17 protein-coding genes are annotated in these 19,017 nt (G+C 72.5%); 7 read left to right on the top strand and 10 right to left on the bottom strand.

Annotation, left to right across the window (positions count from 1 at the left end):
- Positions 1 to 133: 133 nt before the first annotated feature.
- On the bottom strand, positions 134 to 2,797 hold the full coding sequence (locus ACIRSS_RS06850) for a lectin (protein WP_400891473.1): 2,664 nt from the start codon (positions 2,795 to 2,797) through the stop codon (positions 134 to 136).
- A gap of 193 nt (positions 2,798 to 2,990) precedes the next feature.
- Here ACIRSS_RS06850 and ACIRSS_RS06845 point away from each other — a divergent pair, with 193 nt between their 5' ends.
- A complete protein-coding gene (locus tag ACIRSS_RS06845; protein WP_400891470.1) occupies positions 2,991 to 3,503 on the top strand; it encodes a dihydrofolate reductase family protein in 513 nt (170 codons plus the stop codon).
- On the opposite strand, the gene ACIRSS_RS06840 is transcribed toward ACIRSS_RS06845, so the two are convergent.
- Genes ACIRSS_RS06840 through ACIRSS_RS06830 form a run of 3 tightly spaced genes read right to left on the bottom strand, consistent with a single transcriptional unit; the run spans position 3,500 to position 6,563 of the window.
- Positions 3,500 to 5,047, bottom strand: a complete 1,548-nt coding sequence (locus ACIRSS_RS06840; RefSeq protein ID WP_400891468.1) for an acyl-CoA carboxylase subunit beta — start codon at positions 5,045 to 5,047, stop codon at positions 3,500 to 3,502. The genes ACIRSS_RS06845 and ACIRSS_RS06840 overlap by 4 nt on opposite strands.
- On the bottom strand, positions 5,044 to 5,814 hold the full coding sequence (locus ACIRSS_RS06835; RefSeq protein WP_400891466.1) for an SDR family oxidoreductase: 771 nt from the start codon (positions 5,812 to 5,814) through the stop codon (positions 5,044 to 5,046). The genes ACIRSS_RS06840 and ACIRSS_RS06835 overlap by 4 nt, the downstream gene beginning before the upstream one ends.
- Positions 5,811 to 6,563: an SDR family oxidoreductase gene (locus tag ACIRSS_RS06830; protein ID WP_400891464.1), complete on the bottom strand. Its 753-nt coding sequence runs from the start codon at positions 6,561 to 6,563 to the stop codon at positions 5,811 to 5,813. The genes ACIRSS_RS06835 and ACIRSS_RS06830 overlap by 4 nt, the downstream gene beginning before the upstream one ends.
- Before the next feature lie 170 nt (positions 6,564 to 6,733).
- On the opposite strand from ACIRSS_RS06830, the gene ACIRSS_RS06825 reads away from it, so the two are divergent.
- On the top strand, positions 6,734 to 7,864 hold the full coding sequence (locus ACIRSS_RS06825; RefSeq protein ID WP_400891461.1) for a serine hydrolase domain-containing protein: 1,131 nt from the start codon (positions 6,734 to 6,736) through the stop codon (positions 7,862 to 7,864).
- Between the two features lie 51 nt (positions 7,865 to 7,915).
- Here the strand turns inward: ACIRSS_RS06825 and ACIRSS_RS06820 are convergent, their stop codons facing one another.
- Positions 7,916 to 8,680: a S1 family peptidase gene (locus ACIRSS_RS06820; RefSeq protein ID WP_400891459.1), complete on the bottom strand. Its 765-nt coding sequence runs from the start codon at positions 8,678 to 8,680 to the stop codon at positions 7,916 to 7,918.
- Positions 8,681 to 8,947: 267 nt separating this feature from the next.
- Between ACIRSS_RS06820 and ACIRSS_RS06815 the strand changes: the two genes are divergently transcribed.
- The gene (locus tag ACIRSS_RS06815) at positions 8,948 to 9,865 is read left to right on the top strand and encodes a hypothetical protein (protein WP_400891456.1); all 918 of its coding nucleotides are present in this window, start codon (positions 8,948 to 8,950) and stop codon (positions 9,863 to 9,865) included.
- 6 nt (positions 9,866 to 9,871) lie between these two features.
- On the opposite strand, the gene ACIRSS_RS06810 is transcribed toward ACIRSS_RS06815, so the two are convergent.
- Both ACIRSS_RS06810 and ACIRSS_RS06805 read right to left on the bottom strand, forming a co-directional pair.
- Positions 9,872 to 10,651 carry an alpha/beta fold hydrolase gene (locus ACIRSS_RS06810; protein ID WP_400891454.1) on the bottom strand — a complete coding sequence of 260 codons (780 nt, stop codon included), beginning with the start codon at positions 10,649 to 10,651 and terminating at the stop codon, positions 9,872 to 9,874.
- 20 nt (positions 10,652 to 10,671) lie between these two features.
- Positions 10,672 to 11,124 carry a cupin domain-containing protein gene (locus ACIRSS_RS06805; protein WP_400891452.1) on the bottom strand — a complete coding sequence of 151 codons (453 nt, stop codon included), beginning with the start codon at positions 11,122 to 11,124 and terminating at the stop codon, positions 10,672 to 10,674.
- 130 nt (positions 11,125 to 11,254) lie between these two features.
- On the opposite strand from ACIRSS_RS06805, the gene ACIRSS_RS06800 reads away from it, so the two are divergent.
- On the top strand, positions 11,255 to 11,875 hold the full coding sequence (locus ACIRSS_RS06800; protein WP_400891449.1) for a TetR/AcrR family transcriptional regulator: 621 nt from the start codon (positions 11,255 to 11,257) through the stop codon (positions 11,873 to 11,875).
- Here the strand turns inward: ACIRSS_RS06800 and ACIRSS_RS06795 are convergent.
- The gene (locus tag ACIRSS_RS06795; RefSeq protein WP_400891446.1) at positions 11,862 to 12,365 is read right to left on the bottom strand and encodes a MarR family winged helix-turn-helix transcriptional regulator; all 504 of its coding nucleotides are present in this window, start codon (positions 12,363 to 12,365) and stop codon (positions 11,862 to 11,864) included. The two genes, ACIRSS_RS06800 and ACIRSS_RS06795, sit on opposite strands and share 14 nt — an antisense overlap.
- Positions 12,366 to 12,430: 65 nt before the next feature.
- On the opposite strand from ACIRSS_RS06795, the gene ACIRSS_RS06790 reads away from it, so the two are divergent.
- Positions 12,431 to 13,276 (top strand): helix-turn-helix domain-containing protein, encoded by an 846-nt coding sequence (locus ACIRSS_RS06790; protein WP_400891444.1) that lies wholly within the window; start codon positions 12,431 to 12,433, stop codon positions 13,274 to 13,276.
- A 141-nt stretch (positions 13,277 to 13,417) separates the two neighbouring features.
- Positions 13,418 to 14,353 carry an NADP-dependent oxidoreductase gene (locus ACIRSS_RS06785; RefSeq protein ID WP_400891442.1) on the top strand — a complete coding sequence of 312 codons (936 nt, stop codon included), beginning with the start codon at positions 13,418 to 13,420 and terminating at the stop codon, positions 14,351 to 14,353.
- On the opposite strand, the gene ACIRSS_RS06780 is transcribed toward ACIRSS_RS06785, so the two are convergent.
- Positions 14,350 to 15,108, bottom strand: a complete 759-nt coding sequence (locus ACIRSS_RS06780; protein ID WP_400891439.1) for an SDR family oxidoreductase — start codon at positions 15,106 to 15,108, stop codon at positions 14,350 to 14,352. The genes ACIRSS_RS06785 and ACIRSS_RS06780 overlap by 4 nt on opposite strands.
- A 99-nt stretch (positions 15,109 to 15,207) precedes the next feature.
- Here ACIRSS_RS06780 and ACIRSS_RS06775 point away from each other — a divergent pair, with 99 nt between their 5' ends.
- Positions 15,208 to 16,059 (top strand): helix-turn-helix transcriptional regulator, encoded by an 852-nt coding sequence (locus tag ACIRSS_RS06775; protein WP_400891437.1) that lies wholly within the window; start codon positions 15,208 to 15,210, stop codon positions 16,057 to 16,059.
- Positions 16,060 to 16,107: 48 nt separating this feature from the next.
- On the opposite strand, the gene ACIRSS_RS06770 is transcribed toward ACIRSS_RS06775, so the two are convergent.
- Positions 16,108 to 19,011 carry a carbohydrate-binding protein gene (locus ACIRSS_RS06770; RefSeq protein WP_400891435.1) on the bottom strand — a complete coding sequence of 968 codons (2,904 nt, stop codon included), beginning with the start codon at positions 19,009 to 19,011 and terminating at the stop codon, positions 16,108 to 16,110.
- Positions 19,012 to 19,017 lie beyond the last annotated feature (6 nt).

Genomic DNA, 19,017 nt, shown 5'->3' with positions numbered 1-19,017 from the left:
GGGGGGCGCGTGGGGGGGCTCGCGGGGGTGGGGCCTGGCGGGGGTGCGGGGGGGCGGTGGGGGGGGGGGGGTGGGGGTTGGGGGGGGGGGGGGGGGGGGGGGGCGGGGGCCCCCCCCCCCCCCCACCACCTCGTCAGCCTCGGGTCCAGCTCTGGGCCGCGCTCTGGTTGCAGTCGTAGATCTGCAGCTGAGTTCCGTCCGTCGTCGTGCTGCCCGGGTCGTCCAGGCACTTGCCCGACTGGGGGTTGACCAGCGCTCCCGCGGTTCCGGCCTGCCACTTCTGGGCTCCGGAGCTGTTGCACTGCCACAGCTGGACCTTCGTGCCGTTCGCGGTGCCGCTGTTGCTCACGTCCAGGCAGCCGCCCTGGGCCTGCAGTGAGCCGTCCGCTGCCGAGAACCACTTCTGGGCTCCCGTCGAATTGCACGTGTACAGCTGGACGTGCGTGCCGTTGCCCGTGCCGCTCTGCGCCACGTCCGCGCACTTGCCCGCGATCCCCGACGTCAGCGGGCCCAGGTGCGGCAGCGTCCCGTCGTACGACGGCGGCGGGTTCGACGCCGCCCACGACGTGTTCGCCGCGGTGCCCAACGTGAACGCCAACGTCCCGCCGGACCCCAGCGCGGACGTCGGCGCGTACGCGTTGTTCCACGCCGAGCCGTTCCAGGTCGCGCTCTGGACGTACGGGGCGTTGTCCGCCGCCGCCGGGGCGTTCACCGTCAGGGTGGCGCCGCTCGGCAACGTCACCACCGCCTGGGTGAACAGCGGGCTGCCCAGCGCCAGGTCCGCCGTCCCCGGCGTCATCGGGTAGAAGCCCAGCGCCGAGAACACGTACCACGCGCTCATCGCGCCCAGGTCGTCGTTGCCGGCCAGGCCGCCCGGCGCGTCGGTCCAGATCTGGTCCTGGACCTGCCGCACGACCTTCTGCGTCTTGTACGGCTGCCCGACGTAGTCGTACTCCCACGGCAGCTCGAGGCTCGGCTCGTTGCCGAGGTCGGCCTGCGAGCCGCCGCTGCCGTGGAACCCGGCCAGCACGCTGTCGAGGTAGCTCACCAGCGACGCGTTGCCGCCGCGCGCCGCGGCGAGGCCCGCCACGTTGAACGGCACCATGCCGGTGTACTGCCACGACGTGCCCTCGACGAAGTTCGACCCGCTCGCCGGGTTGAAGCCGCCGGTCCAGCCACCACCGGCGTCGCGAGGCTGCATGAACCCGCTGGCCGGGTTGAAGGTGTTCTTCCAGTTCTGCGCGCGGCCCGCGTAGAACGCCTGGTTCGCGGTGTCGCCGAGCGCCCCGGCGAACGCCGAGAGCGCGAAGTCCGCCGTGTCGTACTCCAGCTGCGTCGAGACCGGGCCGTAGAAGTTGCAGCACTGGTAGGTGCCGTTGGCCGGCAGGTAGCCCGGCGCGTTCGTCGCGTTCAGGCCCGGCCGGACGTTGTTGAGCACGCTCGCTTCCTTCAGCATCGCCTGCAGCGCCGCCGAAGTGTCGAAGTTCCGCGCCCCGAAGGCGTAGTAGCTCGCGAGGATCGCCGTGCCGGGGTCGCCGACCATCACGTACGTCTCGCCGTTGTTCTGCGCCCACTTGGGCAGGCCGCCGCCCTGGGCGTAGTCGGCGATCATCGACTGCGCGATGTCACCGGTCTGGGACGGCGCGACCAGCGCGGAAAGCTGCGCCTGCGTGCGGTAGATGTCCCAGCCGGAGAAGTTGGCGTAGTGCGCAGAGTGTCCACTCGCGACGGTGTGGACCTGGTTGTCGAAGCCGATGTACTGGCCGTTGCGGTCGGAGAACACGTTGGGGTGCAACAGCGAGTGGTAGAGCGCGGTGTAGAAGACGCGCTGCTGCGCGGCCGTCCCGCCGCCGATCTGGATCCGGCCGAGCAGGGAGTTCCAGCTGTCGTGCGCGGCCTGCTTGGTCGCGGCGAAGTCGAACGCCGGGATGTCGGCCGCGCGGTTGTCGACCGCGTTCGCCACCGAGACGTAGGAAATGCCGACCTTCGCCTGCACGGTCGGGTTGCTCGTCGTGTCGAACCGGACGTACGCGCTGCCCGGACCGGCGTCCGGCGCGGCCGGCGCGGCCTTGGCCGTCGCGGTGCCGTGCAGCTTCCCGGGCGACGCCTTCGGGGTCACCGCGGGTGCGGCGGCCGTCCCGCTGGTGCTGAACGCCCGGTCGAAGACGACGTCGAAGTACAGCGTGTAGGTGAAGCCCGCGCCGCAGAAGTGCCCGGACGTCACCGACCCGGACACCTCGGTCGGGCTGACCACCGTCCACGTCTGGTTGGACGTGCCGTTCTGGCTGCCGTTGAGCTTGAACTGCAGGTTCGCCTGCGACGTCGCCGGGAACGTGAACTTGCCGATCCCGGACCGCAGCGCCGTGGTCAGCTCGGTCTTGACGCCGTTGCCGAGCCCGGCCGAGTAGTACCCCGGGCTCGCGGACTCGTTGCCGTGGCTGAAGGACACGGTCGCGCCGGTGTTCACCGCGCCGACCGTCGGCAGGATCGGGACGTCGCCGTCGGCGCCGCAGCCCGGGCCGGACAGGTGCGTCAGGCTGAAGCCGGTGACGGACGAGTCGTTGTACTCGTACCCGCCGCCGTCGGGCCGGCTGGGCGTGTCGGGACTCCACTGGACCATGCCGAACGGGACGTCCGCGCCGGGGAAGTCGTCGGCGGCGTTGGACGTGCCGATGAAGGGGTTGACCAGCGACGCCGGATCGGTGACCAGCGCCGCCGCGGACGCGGGGACGGGGACCAGCCCGGCCAGCGCCAGGGCGGTGGCGGCGGAAAGCCGCAGGAGGGTTCGCAAGACCATGTCACTTGTCCTTCGCCGTTGAGCACAAGTAGTTCAGCCTGGTGCGATCCGGAACGGTCCTCGTGCGCTGACACCGTTGTCAACGGTCCGTGGTGATCCTGTCGCGTTCCGGACACGGCCGGGTGAAAGCGATGACTTTTCCCGGCCGCCGCCGTCAGTACTGAAGTCCGCGAACGGTTCAAAGGAGACATCGATGACGAAACTGCTCTACGGCTTCAGCTGCTCGGTCGACGGCTTCATCGCCGGCCCCGGCGGCGACATGTCCTGGCTGACCCCCTACCTCGGCCCGGACCCGCTGGTCGACGAGCTGATCCCGGAGATCGGCGCGCTGCTCGTGGGCCGCCGGACGTACGGCGGCGACGATCCGCACCGCGGCACCGAAGGCGAGGGCAAGGCGTTCGGCGGCGGCTGGGAGGGACCGCAGTTCGTCGTGACCCACCGGCCCGCGGCTCCGGCGCCCGACGTCACGTTCGTCGACAACCTTGTCGACGCGGTCGCCGCGGCGAAGGAGGCCGCGGGCGGGAAGTACGTCAACGTCCTGGGGGCCGACATCGCCCGGCAGTGCCTCGAAGCCGGGGTGCTCGACGAGATCCTGGCGATGCCCGTGCCGGTGCTGCTCGGGGACGGCGTGCGGATGTTCGACCGGCCCGGCGGCAAGCCCGTGGGCCTCGAAGAGCTGCGGCCGCACTGGTACCGGGTGGTCTAGGGGCGCATCCCGAACGACGGGCGGCCGAGCAGCTTCGGCAGCACCGCGTAGGCGTCGGGGACCCAGTCGCACAGGCGGGCGCGGGTTTCGCGCGGGTCAATGACGTCCTCGATCGAGAACCGCTCCGCCGTGCGGAACGGCGAGCGCACCGCGTCCAGGCGGGCGCGGATCTCCTCGATCCGCGCCGCCCGGTCGTCGGCGGCGTCGAGTTCGGCGCGGTAGGCCGCTTCGATGCCGCCCTCGACGGGCAGCGAACCCCAGTCGCCGGACGGCCACGCCCAGCGGCGGACCAGGCGGTGGCGGTTGACCTGGCCCGCGCCGCCGACGCCGAACACGCGCCGGACGATCACCTCGGCCATCGGCACCCGCGCCTGGTAGACCGCCGTCACCGCGCGGGCGCCGTGGCGGATCGCGCCCGCGCGTTCCGCGGCCGCGCCGATCACCATGCCCGCCTGGTCGGTCAGCGACACCAGCGGCAGGTGGAACGTCTCGCACAGGTCGACCAGTCGGGTCATGACGTCGGCGCCCTCCGGCGTCAACGTCGCGCCGCGATACGGGTCGGTGGCCAGCACGCCGACCGGGTGGCCGTTCAGCCGCGCCAGCCCGGCGTAGGCCGAGCCGCCCGACACGGCGTAGTCGAAGACCGAACCTTCGTCGAAGACGCCTTCCAGCAGCGGCCGCAGCCGGTACGGGTGGCGGCGGTTGCGCGGCACCAGCGACAACAGGGCTTCATCGCGCCGGTCCGCCGGGTCCGAAGTGGACCCCACCGGCGGCAGCGCGTCCACAGAGGACGGCAAGTACGACAGGAACCGTTTCGCCACCGAGAAAGCCTCGGCCTCGGACGCGACGATCCGGTCGACCGCGCCGCTGCGCCGGTGGACGTCGGCGCCGCCCAGCTCCTCCTTGGTGAGGTCCTCCCCCGTCGCGTGCTTGACGACCGGCGGCCCGGCGACGAACAGCTGCCCGGCGCCCTCGACCAGGACGTTCAGGTGCGACATGACCGCCCGCGCGGCGCCGAGCCCGGCGACCGGGCCGAGGCAGAGCGCGACCACCGGCACCGTCGAGAGGTTGTCCACCACGAGGTCCCAGCCCGGGTTGACCGGGACGTAGGTGAACCCGTGCTGCTCCAGCATCTTGACGCTGCCGCCGCCCCCGGTGCCTTCGATCAGCCGCACCAGGGGCAGGTCCAGCTCGTTCGCCAGCCGCTCGGCGTGGACCTGCTTCTCCATGATCGCCGCGTCGGCGGCGCCACCGCGGACGGTGAAGTCGTCGCCGCCGATCGCGACGCGCCGGCCGTCGAGCCGGGCGGTGCCGATGACGAAGTTGGCCGGGGTGAAGGCTTCCAGCGTGCCGTCCACATAGGACGCAGTGCCGGCGAGCGCCCCGATTTCGTCGAAGCTGCCGGGGTCGGCCAGGGCCGCGATCCGCTCCCGGACCGTCGAGCGCCCGGCGGCGTGCTGGCGGGCCACCTTCTCCGGCCCGCCCATGCGCTCGGCCAGCTCACGCCGCCGCGCGATCTCGTCGACCTCCGGCTGCCAGCTCATCCGGCTTCGACGGCCGCTTCGACCTTGCGCTGCAGCTTGTTCATCCCGCCGAGCCACCGGTCGGTCTGGGTCGCGCGCGCCGCGTAGTAGTCCGCGACCTCCGGGTGCGGCAGCACGAGGAACTGCTTCGACTCCATCGCCGCGAACAGCGCGTCCGCGACCTGCTCCGGCTCGATCGCCGACGCGCCCATCAGCAGCTGCCCGGCGGTGCCGGTGCTCTCCAGCATCGCGGTGCGCACGCCCTGCGGGCAGATCGCCTGGACGGTGATACCGCGGTGCCGGTAGGTCGCCGACAGCCACTCGGCGAACGCGAGCGCGCCGTGCTTGGTCACCGAGTACGGCGCCGAGCCGAGGCTGGTCAGCAGGCCCGCGGCGGAGACCGTCGCGATGAAGTGGCCTTGGCCGCGCTCGAGCCACGCGGGCAGCAGCAGGTTGGCCGCGCGGACGTGCGCCATGACGTTGACGTCCCAGGTGCGCGCCCAGACCTCCTCGGGGCTTTCCGCGCCGCCGAACGGCGCGATGCCCGCGTTGGCGCAGAAGACGTCGATCTCGCCGAGCGTCTCGCGGGCGCTGTCGATCAGCTTCGCGACACCTTCGGGGCTCGCGACGTCGCCGGCGAAGGCCGTTCCCTTGACCTCGGCGGCGACTTCGGCGGCCTTGTCGCCGTCGAGGTCGGCCACGACGACCTGGGCACCATCCGCGGCGAAGCGGCGGGCCAGCGCGGCACCGATGCCGCCGCCACCCCCGGTGACGACCACGCCGGTCACAGGCCACCGCCCAGGGTGACGCCGCCGTCGAGGACCATCGTCTGGCCGGTGATCCAGCCCGCGTCGTCGGACAGCAGGAACGCGACGGCGCCGGCGATGTCGGCCGGCACGCCGAGGCGCTTCATCGGGTAGGCGGCGGAAACCTCTTCTTCGCGGCCTTCGTAGAGCGCGGTCGCGAACTTCGTCTTGACGACGGCGGGCGCGACGGCGTTGACGCGGATCTTCGGGCCCAGTTCGGCGCCCAGCTCGACGGTCAGCCGGATCAGCGCGGCCTTGCTGACGCCGTACATGCCGATGCCCGGCGAGGCGCCGAGGCCGGCGACGGAAGCGACGTTGACGACCGCGCCGCCGTGCTCCCCCATCCACGCGTCGCGGGCGCGCTTGGTCCAGCCGAGCGGCGCGAGCACGTTGACGCCGAGGATCTTCGCCGCGGCGGCCGGGTCGATGTCCAGGGTGGGCCCGTAGGCGGGGTTGATGCCGGTGTTGTTGACCAGGTAGTCGAGCCGCCCGAAGGTCTCGATCGTCTTGGCGACGGCCTCGTCCTGGTGGTCGGTGTCGTCGGCCTTGCCGGGCACGAACATGGCGACGTCCGGTCCGCCGAGCTCGTTGACGGCCTCTTCGAGCGCCTCGGGCTTGCGCGCGGTGATGCACACCTTGGCCCCGCGCTCGACGAGCGTCTTCGCGATCCCGAGGCCGATGCCCCGGCTGGCCCCGGTGACGATCGCGACGCGATCCTTGAACGAGTTCACGGCAGTGTGTCTCCTTCGCGGTGTGGTACCCGGCACATGCTAAGCGGTCGGTCAGGTGCCCATTATGCGCGCCCGGGCCATCCTCTCAAGCCGACGCGCGTCACACCGGCGGCCGCGCCCGCCACCGCGCCCTTGCCCCTGACACCGGTGTCAGGTTTTAGCGTACGAGGATGACCGAAGTGCACGGAACGCACGATCCTCGCTTCGCCCCCGTCCGCGACGCGCTGCGGCGGAACCTCGCCGCCGGCGAGGAGCTCGGCGCGTCCCTCGTCGTCGACCTCGACGGCGAGCTCGTCGTCGACCTCTGGGGCGGCTTCCGCGACGAAGCACGCACCGCGCCGTGGGAGCGGGACACGATCACCAACGTCTGGTCGACCACCAAGACCGTCGTCAGCCTGGCGGCGCTGGTGCTCGCCGACCGCGGCGAGCTCGACCTCTTCGCGCCGGTCGCGCGGTACTGGCCCGAGTTCGCCGAAAACGGCAAGGAGAACGTCGAAGTCCGGCACCTGCTGTCGCACACGTCCGGGGTGTCCGGGCTGGAGCAGCCGGCCGTGGTCGAGGACCTCTACGACTGGGACAAGACGACGGCCCGGCTCGCGGCGCAGGCGCCGTGGTGGGCACCGGGCACCGCGTCGGGCTACCACGCCACGAACTTCGGCCACCTGGCCGGCGAGGTGATCCGGCGGGTCAGCGGCAAGACCGTCAAGGACTTCGTCGCCGAGGAGCTCGCCGGCCCGCTGGACGCCGACTTCCGGATCGGGGCCGCGGAAGCGGACTGGCCGCGGATCGCGCCGGTCGTGCCGCCCCCGCCGGGGCAGTACGACCTCGAGCCCGGCAGCGTCATGGCCAGGACCCTGACCGGCCCGGCCGTCGACGCGGCCGTCGCCAACACACCGGCGTGGCGCCGCGCGGACCTCGGCGCGGTGAACGGCCACGGCAACGCCCGCTCGGTCGCCCGGCTGCTCTCGGCCCTCGCCCTCGGCGGCACGGCCGGCGGCGTCCGCCTGCTCGGCCCCGACACGATCGACCTCGTCTTCGCCGAACAGGCGAACGGGACCGACCTCGGCCTCGGCATCCCGCTGCGCTGGGGCATCGGCTACGCCCTGCCCCGGCCCGACGCGGTGCCGTGGATCCCGCCGGGCCGCGTCTGCTTCTGGGGCGGCTGGGGCGGTTCGGTGATCATCATGGACCTGGACCGGCGCCTGACGATCTCGTACGTGATGAACAAGATGGCGCCCGGCACCATCGGCTCCGACCGCAGCACGACCTACGTCGACGCGGTCTACGCCGCCCTCGGCTGAGGTGGGTCCGGGTCGCCGGCCGGTCGGGGCACGGCCGGCGACCCGGGTCTCTCAGACGCCGCTGACCTGGCGGATCCAGCTCCGGCCGGCGGCGACGCTGCCGTAGGTGGTGGTGCTGGACCGGTCGCTGGTCGAGCAGACGCCCACCTGCACGCCGTCGTCGAGCATCGGGCCGCCGGAGTCACCGCCGGCCACGGCGCCGTCCGGGGTGTCCGCCGAGATCGCCGGCCCGCCGGAGTAGTCGCTCGCGCCGGTGTCGGAAATCCACACCGACGCCTTCTTCAGCACGCTCGACTGGTGGCTGCCCTCGTCGGTGGACTGGGTCGCGCCCCAGCCGTAGACGGTGGCGCCGTCGCCTTCCTGCGCGTCCGAGGAGCTCGACGCGAGCCGCGCGTACGTGCTGCCGCCGTTGGTGTTCAGCTTGATCAGGGCGAGGTCGCCGCCGGAGTACACGTAGGTCGCCGACGCCTTCGCGTGCACGCCGCCGGAAGCGCTGTTCGAGCCGACGTAGAGGTCGATGTCGGACAGCCGCTGCCCGTTGTTGTCATACATGCAGTGCTTGGCCGTCAGGACCCAGCGCGCGCCGATCAGCGTACTGGTGCAGAAGAACGTGTAACCGTTCGCGTGCCCGTTGAAGCGGGTGATGTAGCCGGGGTTCTGGGCGGTGCTGCCGCCGATGATCGACGGCTGGGCGGCGGGCGAAAGCGGCGTGACGGGCGCACTGGCCGACGCCGGAGCGGCGAGCGCGGCGAGGGCCGCGGCCGAACCGGCGAGCAGGGCGGCGGCGCGGGTGAACCGGCGGGATGACTCACGCATGGGGACTCCTCGGGGGGACCGGTGGGGACTCACCGAACGTAAGCGCGTGGTCCCCCACCGGTAACCGTCCGAAGATCCGAGCCGATCAACGGAACAAGACAGTTCCTTCGACGGGTTGCCCCGCCCGCGGCCGACGTTCGTCGGGTGACAGCGGTGATCCGCGGCTGCTAAACCGAAGGCGTCCGGCACCACCGGACGCCCGTGCCGGCCGCGCGCGATCCGCCTGTCCCGGAATCCCTTGCCCCGCACCGACAGCGAGGATCACCGATGCCGTTGTTCGCGGCGGACTTCGCCGAGCGGGAACTGGCGCGCGCCCTCGCCGCCGGCCCGTTCAGCCGGGCGCTTTCGCTGGCCATCGACCGCAGCGGGCTGGGGCTGGCCCGCCTCCGGGACCGGCTGGCGGGCGCGGGCGTCCCGGTCAGCACCACGACGCTCAGCTACTGGCGCACCGGGCGGACCCGGCCCGAGCGGCCGGACTCGCTGCGGGCGGTGGCGGTGCTGGAGGACGTCCTCGGCGTGCCCGCGCGAGCGCTGACCGAACTGCTGGCCCGCCCCGGCCTCCCGGGCGCGCCGGACCCGGTCCGGTGGGAGCGGTTGTGGGGTCCCCGCAACGGGGTTCTCCCGGCGCTGCGGTCGTTCGAGGCGGCGGAGGAGACGTCCTTGGTGGCGGTCAGCCTGCACGAGCAGCTGCACGTCGGCGCCGACCGGTCGCTGACCCGGCTGCGGGTGCGCGAAGTCGTCCGCGCGGTCGAAGAACCGGTGCAGGCCAAGGTGGTGGTGCTGCGCGGCTGCGTGCCCGGCCACCCGCCCCGGCTGGTGTCGACGCGCTACTGCCGTCCGGTCCGCACCGAGGTGCTGCCGGAGCCGGGGTTCGTGCTCAGCGAACTGGTGCCGAGCCGGTCGCTGGCGGTCGGCGAGACGGCGATCCTCGAGTACGAATTCGCTTACACGGACGGCGTTCCGGACACCAGCTACGACCGCCGGTTCCGCCACCCGGTGGCCGAGCACCTGCTGGAGGTCCACTTCGCCGGCTTGCCGGCGACCTGCCACGGCTACCGGCTCGATTCCCCGGGTGGCCCGGAGCGGGACGTCACGGAGGTCCCGCTGTTCCCGGCCGCGCCGGCGCACCTCTTCACCAGCGGCGGCGGCCCGGGCATCCGGGGCCTGCGGTGGAGCTGGCCGTGACCCCGCTCAGGCTCCCTTCGCGAACTCCGTGATGAGGTCCTGCAGCTTCCCGGGCGTCTCCAGCTGCGGCAGGTGCCCGGCGTCCTCGATCACGACCAGCTTCGCGTCCGGAAGCGCGTCGCTGTAGGCCTTTCCGTGCTCGGGCGGGACGATCCGGTCCGCGGCACCCCACACCACCAGCGCCGGCGCGGCCGCGGCCGGCAGGCGGCCCAGCAGCGTCGGGTCGGTCATCGCCGTGCCGCCGTAGGTCTGCAGCGCCCCGCGGTTGCCGGCCATCGCCGCCTGGCGCTCCGGCGGCAGCTTCGCCGGGTCGATGCGGAACGCGTCCGGGTTCGCGTAGCTCAGGTCGGCGACCTCGTCCATCGTGAGGCTGAAGAAGTCCGCGACCGGCGCTTCCGGGAGGTCCAGGCCGACCGCGTCGACCAGCACCACCCCGGCGACCCGCGGGGAGCCCAGCAGAGCCAGCTCCGCGGTGATCCACCCGCCGATGGAGTTGCCGGCCACCGTGACGCCGGTCAGGTCGAGCTCGGTCAAGAACGCGGAATAGACCCGCGCCAGCCCGCTGATCGTCGTCAGCGGCTCGGGGCGCGGGGTGCCCTCGAACCCGGGGTGGATCGGCACGAGCACCCGGAAGCCGTCCGCGGCGAGGCGCTCGGCGAACCCGGTCACCGACTGGGGACCCGCGCCTCCGTGCAGCAGGAGCAGCGGGCGGCCGGTGCCGTACGCGGTGTAGGTGAGGTCGACCGGACCGAACTCTTCGAGGTCGACGCGCTGGACGTTCGTCATGGGGATTCTCCTGGGGGTTGTCAGTCGGTGACGGGCTCGGTGGCGTAGGCCCGCATGACCTCGGTCACCGCTTCCGGCGTCGGTGGGCGGCCGGCGGCGATCATGTCGCGCAGGTCCCGGAAGTAGTTGACGTACAGGTCCGGGGTGAAGGTGTTGAGCATGACCGCGGGCTCGTCGCCGTGGTTCGCGAAGGTGTGCGGGGCACCCGGCGGCACCATCACGAGCGTGCCCGCCGGCGCGTGGTGCTCCTGCGTGCCGACGGTGAAGGTCACCCGGCCCGACACGACGTAGAAGCCTTCGTCGTGCTGGGCGTGGCGGTGCTGCGGCGGCCCGTCGGTGTGCGGGGCGACGACGATCTCCGCCATGCCGATCCGGTGCTCGGTGGTGCTGCCGTCTTCCAGGATCCGCACCACGGTCGTGCCGATGCTGATCGCCTCGCCGCCATCCGGTCCGACGACCGATACGTCCGCCATGCCGTGCTCCTCGCTCGGGGTTCTGGCCCCAACCTACTTACGAGAGTCAACTCGCGCAAGTACACTCTCACGAGTACGACTGGCGGCCTGGGAGAGAATCGGACGCGGAGATCGGACGAACAGGAGCGGGATGCCCACGACGAGCAAGCGCGAACGGGTCAGCCGGGCGGAGCAGAAGGCGCGGACCCGCGCCGCGATCGTCGACGCGTGCCGCACGCTGATCGCCTCCGGCGGGATGCTGACCATGCCCGAGGTCGCCGAGCTGGCCGGCGTCTCGGAAGCGACCGCGTACCGCCACTTCTCGGAGATCGTGGAGCTGATCAACGCAGCGCTGGTGGGCATGTGGCCGGCTCCGGCCGAGGCGCTCGAACCGGTCGCGGGCAGCACCGACCCGGCGGACCGGCTGGAGTTCGCCACGAACGTCCTGCTGCGGCACGTGGTCGCTTACCAGGGATCCGTCCGCGCGGTCATCGCCGCGACCGTGGTCAACCCGCCGCGCGCGCAGGCCCGGCCCGGCTTCCGGTTCGGGCTCATCGACGAGGCCCTCGACCCGGTCATCCCGGCGGACACGCCGGCCACTGCCCACCGGCTGGCCCAGCTCAAGCAGGACCTCGCGGCCGTCGTCAGCGCCGACGCGTTCTTTTCGCTCACCGACCTCTGCGGCCTGGACACCGAAGCCGCCATCGCGAGCCTTCAGCGCACGGCACGCACCCTGGTGACGGCCGCGCTGCCCGAACTCACGGCCGGCTGACCCGCCGGCGGGCCGCCGCCGACCGGGGCGGCGTCGAGCGCATGTGGTCGCGCACCGGCGCCAGCAACGCCGCCAGGTTCACGACGTCCTCGCGCGACAACGGCTCGAACAGCAGGCCGCTGACCACCTCGACGTGCCCGGGCAGCACGGCGGCGAGCCGCTCGCGGCCCGCGTCGGTGATGGTCACCGTGATGCCGCGCTCGTCGTCCGGCGAAGGGGCACGCACCACCAGCCCCGCCTTCTCGAGCAGGCCCGCCTGGTACGTCAGGCCGCTGCGGCTGTAGACGACGCCGTCGGCCAGGTCGGTCATGCGGTGACTGCCCGAGGGCGAGTCGCCGAGCCGGGCCAGCAGCTGGAACTGCACGTAGCTGAGCTCGCCGGCCTCGCGCAGCTGCTGCTCGACCGCGTGCCGCAGCAGGCTGGTCACCTCGATGAGGTCGAAGTAGGCACCCAGCTGCACGGGGTCGAGCGACGGTCGCGTGTCGGACATGACCGGAGTCTACTGCTTCGAATTCGAAGGTCCCACGGGATCGCGAACCCGGGCACACTGGCGCCATGTCGCTGTCCGAGCTCGGTGCCGCCGTGCGCTGGTTGCGCGAGCACACCGAGCCGGCCGGCGGACCTCAGCCCGGACGGCGGGTCCGCGGCCTGCGCCGGGAGGAGCTCGCCGAGCTGGCCGGGGTGTCCGCGGACTACGTCCGCCGACTGGAGCAGGGGCGCCGCCACCCGTCGGCCGGCGTGGTGACCGCGATCGCGCGCGCGTTGCGGGTCAGCCGGGCGGACTACGAGCGGCTCTGCGCCCTCGCCGGGTACGCCGCGTCCGACGGGCAAGTCCCGCGTGAAGCCGGCGTGGCGGCGATCCGGCTGCTGGAGCGGTTCGGCGACACCCCGGCGTTCCTGACCGACGCGGCGTGGAACGCCATCGCGGTCAACGGCGCGTGGCTGGCACTCGGCGGCGCGGCGTCGGCCGGGGCCCGGGACTGGAACGTCGCGTGGCGCACGTTCTGCGACCCACGACGGGAAATCGCCCGGACCGACGAGCACCAGGCCGGGTTCCGGGCCGCGCTCGCCGCCCGGCTGCGCGACACCTCCCTGCGCTACCCCGCCGACGCGGCGCTCGCCGAGCTCGTCGACGAGCTGCGGAGCACCAGCCGCGCGTTCGACACCTTGTGGCGCAGCCCGAAAACCGTGGCCGCTTATGAGAACCGCGCGGTGTTCCAGACGCCGGACGGCGAGGACATCGCGCTCGACGGCAGCCTGCTCGGGGTGCCCGGGGACGACCTGATGGCGGTGGTCCTCACCCCCGCGCCGGGCTCGGCCGACGCGGCCCGTCTCGGCGAGGTCGTCCGCGCCTCCGACACGCCGGCCGTGCTCAAGGTGGGCCAAACCGGCCCAGGCTGACCGGGCGCGCGACCACGATCCTGAGAGCCGGGTGATCAAGAACCCGGCGGTGAGCGGCATCACTTGCTTCGAATTCGAAGCAGCAGTACTGTGCTCGGCAGTTGCTTCGAATTCGAAGCGTTCCTGAAAGCGAGAAGTCCGATGAAGGCAGTGCGTTTCCACGACTACGGCGACCCCGACGTCCTGCGCTACGAGGACGTGGCGGTGCCCGACCCCGGCGCCGGGCAGGTCCGCGTCCGCGTCGCCGCGACGTCGTTCAACTCCGTCGACGGCAACATCCGCGGCGGCTTCATGCGCGGCCCGATCCCGGTCGAGCTGCCGCACACCCCCGGCCTCGACGTCGCCGGCACGGTCGACGCGCTGGGCGAGGGCGTCGACGGCCTCGCGGTCGGCGACCGGGTCGTCGGCTTCCTGCCGATGGACAAGCCCGGCGCCGCCGCCGAGTACGTCCTCGCGCCGGCCGGCGTCCTGACCGCCGCGCCGAAGGACGTCCCGCTCGCCGACGCCGCCGCCCTGCCCCTGGTCGCGCTGACCGCCTACCAGGCGCTGTTCGAGCACGGGAAGCTGGCCGCCGGCCAGCGCGTGCTGATCAACGGCGCCGGCGGCGCGGTCGGCGGCTACGCGGTCCAGCTGGCCAAGGAGGCCGGGGCCCACGTCATCGCGACGGCCAGCCCGCGCAGCGCCGACGCGGTCAAGTCCGCCGGTGCCGACGAGGTCGTCGACCACACCGCCATCGGCGTGACCGCGGCGGTGAGCGAGCCGGTCGACGTCGCGCTCAACCTCGCGCCGGTCGACCCGGCGGAGCTGGCCGCGCTGGTCACCGTCGTCCGGCCGGGCGGGGTCGTGGTGAACACGACGGTGTGGATGCCCGCGCCGTCCGACGAGGACCGCGGCGTGCGCGGCATCGACCTGTTCGTCCGCAGCGACGCCGGGCAGCTGGCGAAGCTGGTGGCGCTGGTCGACTCCGGCGAGCTGCGCGTCGACGTCGCCGAGCGGGTGCCCCTGGCCGAGCTGGCGGCCCTGCACGCCCGCGCCGCCGAGGGCGCGGTGCACGGCAAGGTCGTCGTGACGGTCTAGTGCGGGTCGGTGCCGTTGAGGGTCGCGACGACCTGGTCGTAGTCGCCGCGGACCTCGCCGTAGCGGAGGAACTTGACCCGCTCGACCTGGATCTCCCGGGCGTCCGGCCGGGTCTCGAGGATGTCCACGACCTCGGCGACGAACTCGCCGAGCGGCATGGCGTGCTCGTTCTCGGCCTGGCCGGGCAGCAGGTCGGTCTGCACCGACGGCGGCACCAGCTCCACGACCTTCACCGAGGTGTCCGCCAGCTGCAGCCGCAGTGATTCGCTCAGCAGGTGGATCGCGGCCTTCGACGCGTTGTAGCTCGGCGTCACCTTCAGCGGGGCGAACGCCAAGCCCGAGGAGACGGTGATGATGGTCGCGTCCGGCCGGGTCCGCAGGTGCTCGACGAACGCGGCGATCAGCCGGATCGGGCCGAGCACGTTGGTCGTCACGACCTCTTCGGCCGACTCGAGGAACGTGTCCGGCTGGTGCCAGTCCTCGACGCGCATGACGCCGGCCATGGTCACGAGCACGTTCAGCTCGGGGTAGCGGGCGAGCACCTCCTTCGCCGCCGCTTGGATGCTCGCGGGGTCGGTGGTGTCGATCCGGACGGTGCCGAGGCCGGGGTGCTCGGCGGCGAGCTTCTCCAGCAGTTCGGTGCGGCGGCCGCCGACGACCACGGTGTTGCCCCGGTCCTTGAGGGCGAGGGCCAAGGCCAGGCCGATGCCGCTGGTCGCGCCGGGGATGAAGAGGGTGTTTCCGGTGATGTCCATGCCCCGACTCTCGCCCGGGCCGGCGGCCGGCGGCAGAGAGCACTCATCGGGGGATCGGCGATCCCTGGTTGCGGCCGCGGCGGGCGCGATACTGGGGGTATGGATCGTGCGGAACTGGCGGCCTTCCTGCGGCGGCGCCGGGAACAGCTGCGTCCCGGGGACGTCGGCCTGCTGCCGGGCGCGCGCCGCCGGACGGCCGGGCTGCGGCGGGAGGAGGTCGCGTCGCTGGCGGCGATGTCGACGGACTACTACACGCGGCTGGAGCAGCAGCGCGGTCCGCAGCCGAGCGAGCAGATGCTGGCCGCGCTGGCCCGCGCGCTGCGCCTGACCGACGCCGAGCGCGACTACCTGTTCGAGGTGGCCGGCCGCACGGCCCCCTCCCCCGCCGCGACGGCGGCGCACGTGGCGCCGGCGTTGCTGCGGGTGCTGGACCGGCTGTCGGACACGCCCGCGCTGATCCTGTCCAACCTCGGCGAGGTCCTGGTGCGCAACCGCCTCGCCGAAGCGCTCTACGGCGGCAAAGCGGAGCACACCGGCCTGGCGCGCAGCGAGATCTACCGCTGGTTCACCGACCCCGACGAGCGCCTGATCTACCCCGAGGGTGACCGCGACCGGCAAAGCCGGGCCCTGGTGGCGAACCTGCGCGCCGCGCACGGCTCGATGGGTCCGCGCTCGCGGGCCGGGGAGCTGGTGCGGGCGCTGATCCGCGAGAGCGACGAGTTCGCGCAGTTGTGGGAGCGGCACGAAGTCGCGAAGCGGTTCGAGGACCACAAGGTGCTCGTGCACCCGCAGCTCGGCGAGATCGAAGTGGACTGCCAGGCGTTGTTCACCGAGGACCAGTCGCAGGCGTTGCTGGTGCTGACGGCGCCGCCGCGCACGGAGGCCTTCGAGAAGCTGCAGTTGCTGGGGGTACTGGGCAACGAGCGGTTCGAGGACGCCGCCTCGTCCTGACCGTCGGAGGTGCGCTCCGCCCGGATCGGCGGAGCGCACCTCCCCCGGTCAGAAGCCCGAGTTGCCCGGTCCCCGGGTGAGGGTGAAGCCGCCCGGGTTGGTCAGGCCGCCCGAGGCCGCGCCCGTGACCGCCGTGTTCGACACCGAGCCCGACCCCGCCGAGCTGAGGTCGATCCCGTACGTGCCGGCCCCGGTGATCGTCACGGCGTCCAGGCTCAGCTGGGTGACCTTCCGGCCGACGACGGCCGCGCCCGGGTCGAGGCGCTCGTCGGAGACCTGCACGGCCTGCCGGGTCGTGTCGGTGATCGTCAGATCCGCTATAACGATCGGCGCGCTGATGTCCTTCGACAGTGCGAAGATCTGCAGCGCCCCGAACGGCTTCTTCCAGTTGGGCTCGTCCCCGCCGGTGCGGGTCAGGGTGTTGCGGCGCACCGCCGTCGTCCCGCTGAACGCCACCGGGTTGAACCGCGTGCTGACGGCGATGCCCGACGACGCCGCGACGGTGTCGCTGACGAGGTTGTCCTCCGCGCGGTTGCCCGTGCCGCCGTAGAGGCCGATGCCGTTGGCCAGCGTCGGCACCTGCACGGTGTTCGCGGTGAACGCGCTGTTCGTCACGGCGTTGCCCTCGGAGTACATCGCCAGGGCGTCGTCGCCGGTGTTGCGCAGCACCGACTGGTCCACGCGGACGTTGTTCGTGACCCCGCCCCCGGCGTGGACGTTCACGCCGTCGGCGTAGGTGTCGCGGATGCGCAGGCCGACGACGTACAGGCCGTCCGTCCCGGAGTCGGCCCACAGCCCGACCTTCGTGTGCTCGATCCAGAGGTTCTGCAGCAGCGATCCGGTGCCGAAGTTGCCTTCCAGCGCGGCGTTCCCGTTGGCGTCGTCCCGGGCGCGGTTGTCGCCGAAGATGGCCAGGTCGGCGATCGTCACGTTCGGTCCGGTGGCGAAGAACCCGCCTTTGAGGCCGGTGCCCTGGAGCACCGACGACCACGGTCCGGCGCCGAAGATCTTCACGTCGGCGACGCTGATCGGCGCGCTGATCCGGAACGTCCCCGCCGGGACGTAGAGCGGCTTGTTCTGCGACCGGGCCGCCGCGATGGCGGAGGTGATCGCGTTCGTCGCGTCGGAGCCGTCGTTCGGCACGGCGCCGTACGAGGTGATCGACAGCGAGCCCGCCGGCGCGGGCGTGGCGGCGGGCGCCTGTTCGGCGTCGACGAGGTCGACGTCGATGGTCGACGCGGCGGCCGAGTCCTTCTGGAGCTTCAGCACGGTGCCGGCCGGGAAGTCCCCGATCGTGGTGCGGACCTCGTCGAAGAACCGGTGCGGCAGCCCCTGCGACGGCGTGTTGGAGAACGGGTAGTCGCCGTAGACCCAGCTGTACTGCGAGGTCAGGGTGAGGTCCTTGACCTTCGTGCCGTTCGCGTAGAGCGCCAGCGGGGCGGTGCTGCCGGTTCCGTCGGCCGAGTCCGGGATCGAGAACCGCACGACGAGCGCGTTGGCCGGTTTCGCCAGGGTGACGGCGACCGACTGGCCGGTGCCGCTCAGCCGCACCGCGCGGCGGCCGCTGGCTTCCGAGGACACCGTCCGGTAGGTGCGATCGGCGGCCGGCGTGGTGGCGCCGCCGGCGAGGGTCCCGGCCTCGGCCTCGTACTCGGTGTACGGGGTGGTCGCGCCTCGGGTCGCGGCCGCCGTCTCGCCGCCGACGGTGACGCTGTCGACGAGCACGTCACCCCCGGTCGCGGACGTGCTCGCGAGGCCGAGCGTGTTCAGCCCCGCCCGCAACGGCACCGGCACGGTCGTGGTGCGCCAGCCGGTCCCCGACGTAAGGGAGACGCTGCCCACGTCCTGCCCGTTGGCCGAGACCGCGAGCACCCGGGTCGCGACGCTGCTGTTGGCGAACCGCACGGTGGCCGTGGCGGTTCCGGCCGAAGCCATCACGACGGTCCGGATCATCCGCGCGCCGACGTGGTCGAAGCCGGAGACGTAACCCGAGCCGTTGTACCCGGAGGTCGCGGTGGCGGCGGTCGCGCCGGACGACAGGAACGCGCCTTCGGCTTCTCCGGGACCGGCCGGGGTGTTAGTGCTCGCCGAGACGGTCAGGTTGTCGAGGTTGACGTTCCCGCTGTCAGTGGTGTCGTAGAGGTAGGCGACGGTGTGAGCGCCCGCGGACAGCGTCACGGTCTCGGTCGCGGTGGCCCAGGTGTCCCAGTTCGCTGTCGTGGGCAACGAGATCTGCCGAACCTTGACGCCGTCCACCAGGAGGGAAAGCGTTTGCGCGACACTGCTTCCGTTGGCGTAGCGCAGGGCGAGGTTCGTGGCACCCGTGGCGGTCACCGAAAAGGTCGTCTTGGCGGTGCCGCGGTTGCCGTCGGTGTACCCGCCGACGAACCCGCTGCCGGTGTAGCCGGCGTGGTCGGCCGCCACAGCCGCGCCCCCCGACAGCGTCGCGGACTCCGCTTCCAGCGCACCCGATTCCGACGTCGAGCCGGTGGTCACGTCGAGGTAGTCGAGGTTGACGTTGCCGTTGTCGGCCGTGCCGAAGGAGTACGCGATGTGGTGGACGCCGGACGACAGCGTGGCGGTCGTGCTTGCCTGGCCCCAGGTGTCCCAGTTCGCCGTGGCGGGCAACGAGATCTGGCGGGTGGCGCCGTCGATCGACACCGACAGTGTCCGGGTCGAGCCGGTGCCGTTGGCGTAACCGAGGACCAGGGTCGTCGAGCCGCCGGTCGAAGTGACCGTGAAGTCGGTCTTGGCGGTGCCGCGGTTGCCGTCGACGTACCCGCCGACGAACCGGCCGCCGCTCGCGCCGGGGTGGTCGCTCTGGGCCACGGCGCCGCCGGACAGCGCAGCCGACTCGGCTTCCAGCCTGGTGGCCGCCGCGGCGGCCGGTGGTGCGGTGGCGAACGACGCGACGACCGCGGTCACCGCGAGAAGCAAGAACGGTTTCTTCATTGAATC

The organism is Amycolatopsis sp. NPDC101161 (assembly GCF_044768185.1).
GTDB lineage: Bacteria > Actinomycetota > Actinomycetes > Mycobacteriales > Pseudonocardiaceae > Amycolatopsis.
Note: the sequence above shows the minus strand (reverse complement) of the source record. Positions and strands in the feature narration are given on the sequence as shown.

Bases quoted from the DNA above. Each gene is read 5' to 3' on its own strand.
- ACIRSS_RS06820 (WP_400891459.1), bottom strand. From the start codon at position 8,680: ATGCGTGAGTCATCCCGCCGGTTCACCCGCGCCGCCGCCCTGCTCGCC.
- ACIRSS_RS06785 (WP_400891442.1), top strand. From the start codon at position 13,418: ATGAAGGCAGTGCGTTTCCACGACTACGGCGACCCCGACGTCCTGCGC.
- ACIRSS_RS06800 (WP_400891449.1), top strand. From the start codon at position 11,255: ATGCCCACGACGAGCAAGCGCGAACGGGTCAGCCGGGCGGAGCAGAAG.
- ACIRSS_RS06845 (WP_400891470.1), top strand. From the start codon at position 2,991: ATGACGAAACTGCTCTACGGCTTCAGCTGCTCGGTCGACGGCTTCATC.
- ACIRSS_RS06850 (WP_400891473.1), bottom strand. From the start codon at position 2,797: ATGGTCTTGCGAACCCTCCTGCGGCTTTCCGCCGCCACCGCCCTGGCG.
- ACIRSS_RS06805 (WP_400891452.1), bottom strand. From the start codon at position 11,124: ATGGCGGACGTATCGGTCGTCGGACCGGATGGCGGCGAGGCGATCAGC.
- ACIRSS_RS06825 (WP_400891461.1), top strand. From the start codon at position 6,734: ATGACCGAAGTGCACGGAACGCACGATCCTCGCTTCGCCCCCGTCCGC.
- ACIRSS_RS06775 (WP_400891437.1), top strand. From the start codon at position 15,208: ATGGATCGTGCGGAACTGGCGGCCTTCCTGCGGCGGCGCCGGGAACAG.
- ACIRSS_RS06815 (WP_400891456.1), top strand. From the start codon at position 8,948: ATGCCGTTGTTCGCGGCGGACTTCGCCGAGCGGGAACTGGCGCGCGCC.
- ACIRSS_RS06770 (WP_400891435.1), bottom strand. From the start codon at position 19,011: ATGAAGAAACCGTTCTTGCTTCTCGCGGTGACCGCGGTCGTCGCGTCG.
- ACIRSS_RS06780 (WP_400891439.1), bottom strand. From the start codon at position 15,108: ATGGACATCACCGGAAACACCCTCTTCATCCCCGGCGCGACCAGCGGC.
- ACIRSS_RS06840 (WP_400891468.1), bottom strand. From the start codon at position 5,047: ATGAGCTGGCAGCCGGAGGTCGACGAGATCGCGCGGCGGCGTGAGCTG.
- ACIRSS_RS06790 (WP_400891444.1), top strand. From the start codon at position 12,431: ATGTCGCTGTCCGAGCTCGGTGCCGCCGTGCGCTGGTTGCGCGAGCAC.
- ACIRSS_RS06795 (WP_400891446.1), bottom strand. From the start codon at position 12,365: ATGTCCGACACGCGACCGTCGCTCGACCCCGTGCAGCTGGGTGCCTAC.
- ACIRSS_RS06810 (WP_400891454.1), bottom strand. From the start codon at position 10,651: ATGACGAACGTCCAGCGCGTCGACCTCGAAGAGTTCGGTCCGGTCGAC.